The sequence below is a fragment of the Microtetraspora sp. AC03309 genome, assembly GCF_020826795.1.
GTDB classification, from domain to species: Bacteria; Actinomycetota; Actinomycetes; order Streptosporangiales; family Streptosporangiaceae; genus Microtetraspora; species Microtetraspora glauca.
Genome location: NZ_JADDIL010000098.1, coordinates 1 through 11859, shown reverse-complemented (window position 1 = coordinate 11859; position 11859 = coordinate 1). Strand labels below are relative to the sequence as shown.

The 11859-nt window shown below is 71.9% G+C and carries 13 protein-coding genes; 6 read left to right on the top strand and 7 right to left on the bottom strand.

The genetic code is table 11. The annotated features are described in order from the left end of the window. The first annotated feature begins 29 nt into the window (after positions 1-29). On the top strand, positions 30-857 hold the full coding sequence (locus IMZ11_RS37695; RefSeq protein ID WP_228647512.1) for an alpha/beta fold hydrolase: 828 nt from the start codon (positions 30-32) through the stop codon (positions 855-857). Between the two features lie 29 nt (positions 858-886). On the opposite strand, the gene IMZ11_RS37690 is transcribed toward IMZ11_RS37695, so the two are convergent. Next, a complete protein-coding gene (locus tag IMZ11_RS37690; protein WP_228647510.1) occupies positions 887-2134 on the bottom strand; it encodes a lipase in 1248 nt (415 codons plus the stop codon). A 164-nt stretch (positions 2135-2298) separates the two neighbouring features. Here IMZ11_RS37690 and IMZ11_RS37685 point away from each other — a divergent pair, with 164 nt between their 5' ends. Next, positions 2299-3462, top strand: a complete 1164-nt coding sequence (locus IMZ11_RS37685) for a sensor histidine kinase (RefSeq protein WP_228647508.1) — start codon at positions 2299-2301, stop codon at positions 3460-3462. Beyond that, complete coding sequence (locus IMZ11_RS37680; protein ID WP_255707671.1) at positions 3462-4133, top strand: response regulator transcription factor; 672 nt, start codon at positions 3462-3464, stop codon at positions 4131-4133. The genes IMZ11_RS37685 and IMZ11_RS37680 overlap by 1 nt, the downstream gene beginning before the upstream one ends. A 146-nt stretch (positions 4134-4279) precedes the next feature. On the opposite strand, the gene IMZ11_RS37675 is transcribed toward IMZ11_RS37680, so the two are convergent. Then, the gene (locus tag IMZ11_RS37675; protein ID WP_228647504.1) at positions 4280-5335 is read right to left on the bottom strand and encodes a trans-acting enoyl reductase family protein; all 1056 of its coding nucleotides are present in this window, start codon (positions 5333-5335) and stop codon (positions 4280-4282) included. Between the two features lie 101 nt (positions 5336-5436). Between IMZ11_RS37675 and IMZ11_RS37670 the strand changes: the two genes are divergently transcribed. Further along, complete coding sequence (locus IMZ11_RS37670; protein ID WP_228647502.1) at positions 5437-6384, top strand: helix-turn-helix domain-containing protein; 948 nt, start codon at positions 5437-5439, stop codon at positions 6382-6384. A gap of 305 nt (positions 6385-6689) precedes the next feature. Here IMZ11_RS37670 and IMZ11_RS37665 read toward each other — a convergent pair whose 3' ends face one another. After that, positions 6690-7925 carry an MFS transporter gene (locus IMZ11_RS37665; protein WP_228647500.1) on the bottom strand — a complete coding sequence of 412 codons (1236 nt, stop codon included), beginning with the start codon at positions 7923-7925 and terminating at the stop codon, positions 6690-6692. A 98-nt stretch (positions 7926-8023) separates the two neighbouring features. Here IMZ11_RS37665 and IMZ11_RS37660 point away from each other — a divergent pair, with 98 nt between their 5' ends. Further along, positions 8024-8545: a MerR family transcriptional regulator gene (locus IMZ11_RS37660; RefSeq protein ID WP_308066894.1), complete on the top strand. Its 522-nt coding sequence runs from the start codon at positions 8024-8026 to the stop codon at positions 8543-8545. A 148-nt stretch (positions 8546-8693) separates the two neighbouring features. Here IMZ11_RS37660 and IMZ11_RS37655 read toward each other — a convergent pair whose 3' ends face one another. The 3 genes from IMZ11_RS37655 to IMZ11_RS37645 all read right to left on the bottom strand — a co-directional run bounded on the left by IMZ11_RS37655 (position 8694) and on the right by IMZ11_RS37645 (position 10902). Next, entirely contained in the window at positions 8694-9377 is a 684-nt protein-coding gene (locus IMZ11_RS37655) for a cation transporter (protein WP_228647499.1), read from the bottom strand. After that, positions 9377-9712, bottom strand: coding sequence for a helix-turn-helix transcriptional regulator (locus IMZ11_RS37650; RefSeq protein WP_228647497.1), 336 nt, complete (start codon positions 9710-9712; stop codon positions 9377-9379). The genes IMZ11_RS37655 and IMZ11_RS37650 overlap by 1 nt, the downstream gene beginning before the upstream one ends. A gap of 212 nt (positions 9713-9924) precedes the next feature. Further along, the gene (locus IMZ11_RS37645; RefSeq protein WP_228647495.1) at positions 9925-10902 is read right to left on the bottom strand and encodes a DsbA family protein; all 978 of its coding nucleotides are present in this window, start codon (positions 10900-10902) and stop codon (positions 9925-9927) included. A 58-nt stretch (positions 10903-10960) separates the two neighbouring features. Between IMZ11_RS37645 and IMZ11_RS37640 the strand changes: the two genes are divergently transcribed. Continuing rightward, complete coding sequence (locus IMZ11_RS37640) at positions 10961-11518, top strand: TetR/AcrR family transcriptional regulator (protein ID WP_228647493.1); 558 nt, start codon at positions 10961-10963, stop codon at positions 11516-11518. Between the two features lie 186 nt (positions 11519-11704). On the opposite strand, the gene IMZ11_RS37635 is transcribed toward IMZ11_RS37640, so the two are convergent. Then, positions 11705-11848 (bottom strand): pyridoxamine 5'-phosphate oxidase family protein, encoded by a 144-nt coding sequence (locus IMZ11_RS37635; RefSeq protein ID WP_228647551.1) that lies wholly within the window; start codon positions 11846-11848, stop codon positions 11705-11707. Positions 11849-11859: the final 11 nt, after the last annotated feature.

The following is an 11859-nucleotide window of genomic DNA, read 5'->3' as shown; positions in this document are numbered from 1 at the left end:
ACAGGGGCATCGACACGGGGGTCCGCACGATGAGCTTCGTCACCACGCGCGACGGCAACGAGATCTTCTACAAGGACTGGGGCGGGGGCCGGCCGGTGCTGTTCATTCACGGTTGGCCGCTGAACGCCGATGCATGGGAAGACCAGATGATGTGCGTCGCCGCCAACGGCTTCCGCGGAATCGCTCACGACCGCCGTGGCCATGGCCGCTCCACCCAGCCGTGGGACGGCTATGACTTCGACACCTTCGCCGACGACCTCCATGACCTGATCGAGCATCTTGATCTGCGGGACGTCTCCCTGGTCGCCCATTCGATGGGCGGCGGCGAGCTGGCGCGTTACATCGGCCGTCACGGCACAGGCCGCGTCAGCAAGGCCGTGCTGCTGTCGGCGATCCCGCCACTGATGATCCAGACCGAGGCCAATCCCGAGGGCGTACCGGCGGAGGTGTTCGACCGCATCCGCGCCGGCATCCTGGCCGAGCGCTCGCAGTTCTGGAAGGACGCGGCGGAGGGGTTCTTCAGCGCCAACCGTCCAGGCAACAAGGTCACCCAGGGCAACAAGGACGCTTTCTGGTTCATGGCCATGCACGAGAGCATCAAGGCGGGCGTGGACTGTGTGGGGGCGTTCGCCGAGACCGATTTCACCGAGGATCTGAAGAAGTTCGACATCCCCACGCTGGTCGTCCACGGTGACGACGACCAGATCGTGCCCATCGACGCCACTGGCCGTAAATCCGCCAAGATCATCCCCGGCGCCACCTTCAAGGTCTACGAGGGCGGCTCCCACGGCATCGCCATGGTCCCCGGCGACAAGGAGAAGTTCAACCAGGACCTGCTCGCCTTCCTCAAGAGCTGATCACCCCTTCACGTCGGGGCGTGGGCGGGTCAGGGGATGAGGGAGACGTCGGCGTATCGGGCGTCGGGGGCGTCGAAGAGCCGGGTCGGCTTCTTGCTCAGATGCAGGTCGAAGAAGGCCGCGACGTACGCACGCTGGGCCGACACGGACCGGCCGGGATCGATCGTGCCGACGAAGTCGGCGACGGGCACCTTCGGCAGCACCGCTGCGATCCGCGGCAGCATCACCTGCAGGTCGGTGAACGAGCCGTGCGCCGCGCCCGCGAAGCGCAGCTCCCGCTTCCAGCCGGTCGAGCCGTACCAGAAGGACTTCCAGCTCGGTTCGCTCGACCGGGTGTGCGCCTCGGCTGCGATCTGCAGGAACGGCTTGGCGACACCGGTCTTCGCCACCGGGCCGACGTAGCCGCCGTCGAGGTTGACCCCCGCGGTCACGCGGCGGTCGTCGTGAACGAGCTGCGCGGCCACCGACCCGCCGAGTGACTGTCCGAGCGCTCCCACCCGGGACATGTCCGGGGCGCCGCGCAGCCCGGCGGGCAACCGACCGGCCTCCTCGCCGAGGCCGTGGCCGCGTCCCAGCGCGGCGAGCCGGTCGAGGACGAACCGCATGTCCGCGAGGCGGGCCCGTGAATGCTGCGCGAGCAGCTTGGCGATGACGCGCGGAGTCAACTTCTTCGGCAGGGGCACGGCTCGCACGACCCGCCCTCCGGGGAACTCCACCTGGTCGGCCTCGTAGGTGTGGTCCACGGTGACGACGAGGTAGCCGCGGGAGGCCAGGTCCTGCACCAGGGAGGTGCCGAGGGTGCGCGGGCCGCCGTCCCCGGGGCCGAAGAGCACGACCGGCAGACGCCCAGCCCGGCGGTCCACCGGCGCGCCGACGCGGGCGTGGGTGGGGGTGGCGGCCCAGTCCACCGTGCCCGCCGCGATGCCCATGGGCGGCGCGGAGTGGCGGTCCCAGTCGGCGGCGGCCAGCGGCGCCATCTGGGGGGCGACAGGCAGGGACCGGCCGGTGTCCTTCGCCGGGTACCACAGGCTGACCATCAGCTCCCGGTAGGGCTTCGACCTCACAAGGGGGTCGGGGCGCGACCGGTCCACCAGGCGCACCGCGAGGGTGCCCACGAGGTACGGCCCGGCCGGCGCGGGCAGGGTCATCGTGACACGGTGCGCGGCCAGCGCGTGATGGGCCGGCGCGTGATGGGCCGGCGCGGCGGGAGCGGCGCTTGCGATGGTCGCGGCCAGCGTCAGCCCGGCGATGCCTGCGGCGTTCGTGATGAAGGGCATGTGAGGCTCCTTACGAGATGCGTCCCACGAGGCTGGCAGTGGGGCGCCGGCGCGGGCTAGCGGCGTACGGCTGAACCACGGCTGCGACTTCCGGCTGACATGCCCGGATCTTCATCCTGAAGAAGGATGGGGAGCGAACCCGCAGGACAATTAGGGTGAGCGGCATGAAGAGAGGCGATCGTCCCGTGGCCTGCCTCGCAGCACTCACGCGATGGTCGTCCGTCCCCGCCGACGCGCTGCTGGCGGCGGTGATCTTTCTTGCCACGCTCGGGCCGGGCCAGGTGCCGGCCCAGGATGAGCCGGGTCCGATGCTGCTGCAGGTGGCCCTGGTGACGCCCCTGGCGTGGCGGCGGCGCGCGCCGCTGACGGCGTTCAGCGCGATCGCTGCGGCGGCCGCGATCCAATGGGTCGCCGACGTGCAGCTTCCCGCCGACGCCGCGCTGCTGGTCGCTGTCTGCACGGTCGGCGCGCGCTGCACCTGGCGGCAGACACTGGCGGCCGGGCTCACGCTGGAGGCCGGGGTGCTGCTGGCCGCGGCGCGGTGGGCGCCGCCCGGCCAGTTCCCGTTCACGGCGGCCGCGCTGACCGCGATGGCCGTCGCCGCCCTCACCACGGGCCTGTGGATGCGCTCCCGGCGGGCGTACGTCACCTCGTTGGAGCATGACCGTGAGCAGCGGGCACGGCTCGCCGTCGCCGAGGAACGCGCCCGGATGACCCGCGACCTGCACGACATCGTCACCCACAACCTGTCGGTCATGGTGGCACTGGCCGACAGCGCGGCGTACATACGGCACCGCGCGCCGGACCGGGCGGCCGCCGCCGTGGAGCAGATCGCGGACACCGGACGGCAGGCCCTCGCCGACATGCGACGCGCCCTCGGTGCCGGCGAGCACAGCGAGTCCGGCGAACCGCTCCATCCGGCGCCCGGCATCGCCGAACTCGGCCCTCTCGCCGAGAGGATGCGCGCGGCCGGCTTGCCGACCCGACTGGAGGTGGCCGGTGACCCCGCGGCGATCCCCGCCGCCGCCCAGCTCACCGTCTACCGGCTGGCCCAGGAGGCCCTGACCAACACACTCAGGCACGCACCCGGCGCGGCGGCCGAGGTCCGGATCCACCTGACGCCGCGATGCGCCGCCGTGGAGGTCACCGACGACGGTCACGCCAGACGGGCGCCGGCAGACACACCCGGGCGAGGCCTGTCCGGCATGCGCGAGCGCGTCGCCGCCTACGACGGAACCCTCCATGCCGGTCCACGACGCGGCGGGGGCTGGCGGGTGGCGGCACGCCTCGACCTCGGCGCGGACCTGGCGGGCAAGGGCTCCGCGTGATGATCCGGCTGCTGATCGCCGACGATGAGTCGTTGCTGCGCATGGCGTTTCGCATGGTCTTCGAGGCCGAGCCGGACATGGAGGTGGCCGGCGAGGCGGCCGACGGCGATGAAGCCGCCCGGATGGCCCGGCTGCTGCGCCCCGATGTCGTGCTGATGGACGTACGCATGCCCGGCGTCGACGGGATCGAGGCCACCCGCAGGATCGTCATGGACTCCCCGCGCTCACGCGTGCTCATCCTGACCACCTTCGACCTGGACGAGTACGCCTTCGCCGGGCTGAAGGCCGGAGCCTCGGGCTTCCTGCCGAAGAACACACGGCCCGAGGAGCTGCTGACCGCGATCCGCAACGTGGCGGCGGGTGACGCCGCGGTTTCCCCACGGATCACCCGGCGCCTGCTGGAGAGGTTCGCCCCACAGCTCATGCCCGGCGCTCCCGGGCGGGACGAGCGGCTGGGACAGCTCACCTCCCGCGAACACGAGGTGCTGGTCCAGGTGGCGCGCGGGCTGTCCAACGCCGAGGTCGCCACGGCGATGCACCTGGCCGAGGCCACCGTGAAGTCGCACCTCAGCCGGGTCCTGCTGAAGCTGGGGCTCCGGGACCGCGCACAGGTCGTGGTCTTCGCCTACGAGAGCGGTCTCATCCGCCCCGCGACACCCCACGAGGCCTGAAACAGGCGAACGGAGCGGGGAAGCGTGGACTGTCGACTCGGGGCCGCCGTAGCACTCAGGAAAAATCGGGCGGATATCGCCCTGACCTGGCGTTTCCCTGATCCTGGGGGCGGCCGGCAGGAGCCGGAGGCCGCCGAGCGCGCCGGTCAGCCGCGTGTGTCGAGCGGGACGTCCAGCGAGAGGTGCAGCGAGAGGTGCGATGACAGGGCGCCAAGGAAGTCAGAGGCGTCGAAGGCCGCGCCCGCGGAGGCGACGCCGGTGGTTCTGGTCCGGCCGGTGAGGATGCGGTCGACGGCCTCCACCGCGAGCGGCGCGCTGATGGCGTAGATGTCCTGACCGGCGGCGACCACGCGGCGTTCCGTGCCGCCGGAGCGGACGAGGACGTCGACGACGAAGGTCTGCGCGGAGCGGCCGCGCTCGTCGACGGCGGTCGGTGCCGAGGCGTCAGGAGCGGACAGATCCGCGGCCGCCTTGACGGTCATGTAGGTGCGCACCTCCGGGACGGCCAGGTGGCTGGGAATCGTGACGACATCGGCCATGGCGAACTCTCCGATGACACTCTGAGGGCCGAGTGGAGCCGGGAAGGGCCACTCCAAGGTCGGCAGGGCGTCATCGTGGTATTCCAGCCGTCCGCCGGTGTAGCGGACACGGCGGCCGCCCCGCCGCTGCCCCGAGACCGTGCCCGAAGCGAGCGTTCCGGCAGTGGGGTGCCAACTGCTCAGGCCGTAGGCGATGTGCGCCTCGTCCGCCGCCGTCCAGTCGCCCATCGCGGTGGTGACCAACAGGTCGCCGAGGCCGCCGTAGAAGGCCATCGCCGGGACCACCACGGTGCCCGCGGCGCGGGCGCGCTCCGCGAAGTGCGCGAACGTGTCAAGGTTCGCCTCGATCTCGGCCGCCACGTCGACATACGGGATGCCGGCGCGCAGCGCCGCCTCGACCAGCGGGGCGGCGGTCGTGGCGAAGGGCCCGGCGCAGTTGATCACGGCGGCCGCGCCGTTCAGCGCGCGGTCGAGCGAGGCCGGATCGTCGACCGACGCCTGCCGCGTCTCGAGCCCCGGTCGGGCTTGCGCCAGCGCCAGCAGCTTGTCCTGGTCGCGGCCGAGGAGCAGCGGGACGTATCCGCGCTCGCGCAACTCCGCGACCACGAACCGCCCGGTGTGTCCGTAGGCGCCGAACACCGCCACGTTCCGACTCGATCCCATGCCTGCTCCCGCGTGCTCGAAGTGATTTACGGTCGAAATCCTGTCCCCGGCGGCGCGACGGTGCCAGCGTCCGGAACGACATGATCCATACAATTCCCGACATGAGTTCTGTCCCGCGCTCCGTCGCGGTCGCCGCTACCGACGGGATGCTGCACTTCGAGCTGGCCCTGGCCTACGAGGTCTTCGGCTCCGCCCCGGACGCGCTGCCAGGCCCCTGGTACGACGTCAGGGTGTGCGGCACGCACGCCGTCCGGGTCGGCCGGTTCCTGCTGGAGCCGGACTACGGGCTCGACCGGCTGGCGCACGCCGGCACCGTGATCGTCCCCGCCTTGGCGGACGTCGACGTGGACCCGCCGGCCGACCTGGTCGAGGCGGTACGCGCGGCCCACGAGTCGGGCGCGCGGGTGGTCTCCCTGTGCACGGGCGCGTTCGTGCTCGCCGCCGCCGGCCTGCTGGACGGGCTGTGCGCGACCACGCACTGGGCCCACACCGACGAACTGGCCGCGCGCCATCCCCGGGTGAAGGTCGACCCGGACGTGCTCTACATCGACAACGGCAGCGTGCTCACCTCCGCGGGCAAGGCCGCAGCGATGGACCTGTGCCTGCATCTGGTCCGCCGCGACCACGGCTCGGCGATCGCCAACGTGGTCGCCCGCCGCCTGGTCGTGCCGCCCCACCGGGCCGGTGGCCAGGCCCAGTTCGTCACCACACCGGTACCCGCCCAGGACGGCCATCCCCTGGCCGAGCTGCTCACGTGGGTGATGCGGCGGCTGGACCAGCCGCTCACCGTGGAGGACCTGGCCCGTCAGGCGAACATGAGCTCGCGCCACCTGGCCCGCCACTTCCGCTTGATAACCGGCACCACCCCGCTGCAGTGGCTGCTGACGCAGCGGATCCGCCGCGCCCAGGAACTGCTGGAGACCACGGACGACAGCGTCGACACCATCGCCTCGGCCGCGGGCATGGGCACGGCGACGACACTGCGCCGCCACTTCCACCGCACGATCGGCGTACCGCCGGACGCCTACCGCCGGACGTTCCGCCCGTAGCGTGCCCCTGCTGTCGCCTTCTCCGGCGCGGTCGTCGGGGCTTTCATCGGCGACGAGGAGGAGGTCACGCAGTCGGCGCCATGCCCGCGGCGCCGTACGACCGGCCGAGGGGTCTGCCGCGCCGGCATCGCGCCGGCCGGCGCGGCAGACCCCGGAATCGTCACCCGGAATCGTCACCCGGCACGTCGGCGGTCACCGGGTGGTCGCGGCGGGGATGGTCCCGCCTCCGTCCTCTCGGCGGACACCTCTGCGGCGCCTCTCACCGGAGATGTCGGGGCCGTCGGCCCGTTCGCGACGTCCGCCCCTCACTTAATCGCGAATTCTTCGCCTGCCCGCCCACCCGGACGCCGGGCGGGGAACGCGTGGCGGCGTCCCACGGTCACGATGCCCAGCGCGGCGACGAGCAGGGGGAGCGCGGCCCACGGCAGGGCACCGGCGCCGGCGCCTTCGAGGACGAGGCCGCCGGCAAGGGATCCGGCGGCGATGCCGGCGTTGTAGACGGTGGTCTGCAGGGAGGTGGCGACGTCTGCGCCCCCCGGCCCTGACACGCCGATCAGAGCCGTCTGCAGCAGCGTCGGCGCCCCGCCGAAGGCCGCGCCCCACACCGCGACCGCGACAAGCAGGACCGCAGGCGTACGCCCGAACAGCCCGAGAACGAGCATCGCGGCCGCGACCAGGGCGAGAGCGCACAGGAGAGTCGAACGCGGGTGACGGTCGATGAGAGTGCCGACGACCCAGATCCCGGCCACCGTGGCGAGGCCGAAGACGAGCAGGACCACTCCGGTGTTGCCGAAGCCGGCGCGCGCGGCGAACGGCGCCACATACGTGTACATCGCCTGGTGGCCCAGCAGCAGGACCAGGGTGACGGACAGGACGGGGAGAATGCCTGGCAGGGAGGCGATGCGGTGTAAGGGGACGCGCTGGGTGACCGTTTCGCCGGGGAAGTCGGGCACCGTCCACCGCACCCAGGCCACCAGGATCACGGAAAGCACGGCCAGCGCGGCGAACCCGCCGCGCCAGCCGAAGGCGGCGGCCACGGCGGTGCCCGCGGGGATGCCGAGGGAGAGCGCGACGGTGATCCCGGCCAGGACGACGGCGATCGCGCGGCCACGACGCTCAGCGGGGACCATACGGGCGGCGTAACCGGCGAGCATCGCCCACATGACTCCGCCCATCACGCCCGCCAGCACCCGGGCCGCGAAGGTCAGCCCGTACGCCGAGGAGAGGGCGGTGACGGCGTTGCAGAGCGCGAAGCCGACGATCACGCCGATGAGCACCGGGCGGCGGCGCCTGCCGCGCAACGCGGCGGTCAGAGGGATCGCGGCGACGAACGAGGCGACCGCATAGCCGGTCACCAGGAACCCGACGCGGCCTTCGGACACGTGCAGGGCCTCGCTCATCTGCGGCAGCAGCCCGGCGGGGAGCAGCTCGGTCATCACGGCGGAGAACGCGGCCGTGAACAGCGCCAGCAGCCCCGGCAGGGGAAGCTTCGTCCCGGTGGTCGGCGGAGGGGTGGCGTTGGTGGTCGCTGGGGAGGACATGCGACCATGCTGAAACCTTCACATCAATGTGAAGGCAAATGTGATCCCCATCACTTGATCCGAGAACGTGATCCCCGTCATTCCGCCCGAGGAGGGCCATGAAGATCGGCGAGCTGTCCCGGCGTACCGGCGTTCCCACCAGGATGCTGCGCTACTACGAGGAGCAGGATCTGCTGCACCCGGAGCGGGCCGAGAACGGCTACCGCCGGTACAACGTGTCGGCCATCTATCGGGTCCAGCAGATCCGCGGGCTCCTCGATTCCGGCCTCACCACCGAGATCATCCACAGGATCCTTCCGTTCCTCGACAAACCGGACGACATCCACCTCCACCCGGAGTGCCTGACCCCGGAACTCGCCGAGCTGCTGCGGAGCGAAGCCGCGCGGATCCAGCAGCGCATCGACTGCCTGGCCCGCAACCGCGACGCCATCCACGCCTACCTCGCCGCGGTCCAGCCGAACCCGACGCCCACCGACCTGCCCACCGACCTGCCCACCGACCTGCCCGGCAATCCATCCGACACCGCGCCCGCACCCGACGGCGCGCCGGCACGCGAGCCGGGAACCTCCGGGGAAACACTTCGATCGGATTCGACGCCGGTGCCGCACGTGCGCGGATGAGGGCACAACCAATGGCACAGCCAATAGCGTCCGGTGGCGATGTCGATTGGCGATGTCGATTGGCGATGTCGATTGGCGATGTCGATTGGCGATGTCGATCGTTGTGCGCGGCCGCGTCAGCATCACTTAAGACGCCGTGCGGCCACATTCAGCCGCATTCCCGGCACCCCGAGGTGGTGGCGTCGGCGGCAGTGGTGGGGGCGGCGCAGCAGGCGTCCCCGCGCCAGGCGTCCCGGCCTTCCTTGACGGCCACGGCGGCGATCACGAGGGCGGCGACCGGGTCGGCCCACGACCAGCCGAGGGTGGCGTTGAGGACGAGGCCCACCAGGAGGACCGCGGACAGGTAGGTGCACAGCAGGGTCTGCTTGGAGTCCGCGACGGCGGAGGCGGAGCCGAGTTCGCGACCGGCACGGCGCTGCGCCGCGGACAGGAACGGCATCACCAGCAACGACAGCGCGGCGAGCACGATGCCGGGCAGGGACCGCTCGGCCTCGCCCGTTCCCGCCAGCGCCCGCACCGCTTCCACCGAGACATAGGCGGCGAGCGCGAAGAACGAGAACGCGATGATCCGCAGGGCGGTCCTCTCCCTCGCTTCGCGTACAGCGTGGGTGGAGGCGGAGAACTGCCAGGCCACCGCCGCGGCGGAGGACACCTCGATCACCGAGTCCAGGCCGAAGCCGACCAGCGCGGCCGAGGAGGCGACGGTCCCGGCCGCGATGGCGATGACCGCCTCGATCACGTTGTAGCCGATGGTGACGGCGACCAGCAGCCGGATCCGGCGGGCGAGCGCGTCTCGGCGCGCGGGGCTCGGCCCCAGGGACAGGACGCTCATCAGCAGCAGCCCTTCTCCTCGGTGTCCACGCAGGCGCGGCCCGTCTCCACGGCCAGGACGGCGCTGCGCAGGTCGTCCAGCGCGTGGCCGAGGCGCGCATCGGCGAGTTCGTAGCGAGTGCGGCGCCCGTCCGGCACCGCGACGACCAGACCGCAGTCGCGCAGGCATGCCAGGTGGTTCGACAGGCGGGTACGGGAGATCCCCAGCCCCTCGGCCAGATCCGACGGATACGCCGGGGCTTCGCGGAGGGCGAGGAGCAGGCGGCAGCGGATCGGATCGGCGAGCGCCCGGCCGAACCGGGCCAGGGCGTCGATGTCGGTGGCGAGAGTCGGCACACCTCAGACAGTACAGGAAATCCTGAATTCAGGCGATCCTGAACTATGCCGCCAATGCTCGGCGACTCCACGGGCGGCGCGACGATGACCTCCCGGGCGGATACGAGACCGGCGCCGTGGCCTCTCCGAAGGACACCGCCGAGCAGCGCCACCCACCCCCACACTGCCCCAGCGTGGGGGTGGCCGACCACCGCCGCTGGGATGAGTGCCGCTCAGGCGTATTCCGGCGTCATGACGGCGGCCATGGTCAGGTGCGGGGCGGCCTCCTCGGCCAGCCCCTGACGCTGGAGGGTACGGCCGAGCAGGTGCCGGGCGTAGGAGTCGTCCGGCGACTCCGCGACCAGCCACTCCAGCGTGGCGCGGGCCCGCCCGAGCTGCGCCGAGGCGAAGTAGGCCCGGGCGGCGAGCATGCGGACGGTGCGGTCGTCGCCGTGCTCGTCGAGCAGCGGCCGCAGCAGGACCAACGCCCCGAACGGGTCACGCTGGTCGAGCAGGGACTCGGCGTAGCGCAGGCGCTCCACCTCCTCGGGCAGTTCGCGCCGCCGACCGCCCTGCGACAGGAAGTCCCTGATCACCTCGGCGGGCTGGGCACCGGCCAACGCGCGGTCGTTGACGACGATCGTCGGCGAGGTCGCCACGCCCCTGGCCTTGCCGGTGAGCAGCAGCTCCCGCACCATGTCCTCACCCGCGCCGGCCTCCAGCAGCGCGGCGCCGTCGGCGAAGCCCGCCTCGGCCGCGACGGCCGCGAGCACCTCGCGGTCGCTGATGTCGCGCCCCTCGACGAAGTGCGCCTTCATCACCTGCTCGGCCACGGCGTTCTGCCGCGCCGCGTCCGCGCGCTCGAACGCCAGGGCGAGCAGCCGGTGGGCGTCGTGGGTGTCGGCCCGCCAGGCCGCTCCCCAGCGCGGTCCCAGCCCTTCCTCGGCGGCGATCTCGGAGACGCGCGCCCGGTTCTCCATGGGTGACAGGCCGGGCGCGCACCGGCGCAGCGCGGTGTCCACCATCGGATCGCCGTACGCCTCCTCAAGCGGAACGGCCCGCGCCGGCGCGGTGGGGTCGATCCGGAACGGCCGCCACACGACCTCGACGGGGACGCCGTCGAAGGCCGGATCGGCCAGAGCCGCCTCCAGCCTCCGCTTGCCGATGTACGCCCATCCGCAGACAACGTCCGCCCAGACCTCGATTCGCATGTCCGGCAATCTATGCGACATCTGTTGAGTATGCAACATATGTCGTATAGTCGGGATCGTGAACCCGGATGATCCCCGCGCGCAACGCACCCGGGCCCGCCTGCGGGCCGCGATACTCGACCTGGCGGCCGACAAGGAGCTGGGCTCCATCACCATGGCCGAGGTGGCCAGACTCGCCGGGGTGAACCGGGCGACGGTCTACCTGCACTTCCCCGACGTGGACGCGATCGTCACCGACGCCATGGAGGACACGGTCTCCCAGGTCGCGCGGGCCGCCGCGTTGTGCCCACGCGACGCGCCCCGGGACCAGGCGCCCGCGCCGCTGATCGACCTGTTCGAGCATGTCGCGGCCCGCGCCACCCTGTATCAGCGGATGCTGGGCGCCCAGGGCAGCGCACTGTTCGCCGCGCGCATGCGCGAGCGGCTGACCGCCGAACTGGCCGCACGGTTCACCGGCGGGTCACGCCCCGAGGGCTTCGACGACGTCCCGGCCGAGCTGCACGCCACCTACCTGGCCGGCGCCCTCACCGGCGTGATCGCCTACTGGGTCACCGGCGACCGTCCGGCCCCCGCCGCCGAGGTGACCCTGGCGTTCTGGCGGCTCTTCCGCGCCTGACCGCGCCTGACCGCGCCTGACTCCATGACGGGGGACGGCAGGACCACCCGAACGAACTCATGATGGGCTGGTGAGCTGGTCATGCAGGCGCCGTGCCTGCCCGGATCGCCGCCCGAAACATGGGAGACGCCCGCTCACGCGCGAGGCGTTGATCGGCGGATGCCGCGCCCGGTTCCTGCGCGGCGGTCAGGCCGCCGACCAGCGCTTCTTTCTCCGCCTGCACGAGTTGCTCGATCCAGCCGTCGACGAATCGTCGTCCACGCAGATCGACACGCGCGGGTCCCTGGCCAGGTCGCGGCCCTTGACGCTGTCGGCGTCGGTGTTGAACAGCAGATCGTCGC

Excerpts from the sequence above, each read along its gene's own strand:
- IMZ11_RS37695 (WP_228647512.1), top strand. The coding sequence starts at position 30 with ATGAGCTTCGTCACCACGCGCGACGGCAACGAGATCTTCTACAAGGAC.
- IMZ11_RS37690 (WP_228647510.1), bottom strand. The coding sequence starts at position 2,134 with ATGCCCTTCATCACGAACGCCGCAGGCATCGCCGGGCTGACGCTGGCC.
- IMZ11_RS37685 (WP_228647508.1), top strand. The coding sequence starts at position 2,299 with ATGAAGAGAGGCGATCGTCCCGTGGCCTGCCTCGCAGCACTCACGCGA.
- IMZ11_RS37680 (WP_255707671.1), top strand. The coding sequence starts at position 3,462 with ATGATCCGGCTGCTGATCGCCGACGATGAGTCGTTGCTGCGCATGGCG.
- IMZ11_RS37675 (WP_228647504.1), bottom strand. The coding sequence starts at position 5,335 with ATGGGATCGAGTCGGAACGTGGCGGTGTTCGGCGCCTACGGACACACC.
- IMZ11_RS37670 (WP_228647502.1), top strand. The coding sequence starts at position 5,437 with ATGAGTTCTGTCCCGCGCTCCGTCGCGGTCGCCGCTACCGACGGGATG.
- IMZ11_RS37665 (WP_228647500.1), bottom strand. The coding sequence starts at position 7,925 with ATGTCCTCCCCAGCGACCACCAACGCCACCCCTCCGCCGACCACCGGG.
- IMZ11_RS37660 (WP_308066894.1), top strand. The coding sequence starts at position 8,024 with ATGAAGATCGGCGAGCTGTCCCGGCGTACCGGCGTTCCCACCAGGATG.
- IMZ11_RS37655 (WP_228647499.1), bottom strand. The coding sequence starts at position 9,377 with ATGAGCGTCCTGTCCCTGGGGCCGAGCCCCGCGCGCCGAGACGCGCTC.
- IMZ11_RS37645 (WP_228647495.1), bottom strand. The coding sequence starts at position 10,902 with ATGCGAATCGAGGTCTGGGCGGACGTTGTCTGCGGATGGGCGTACATC.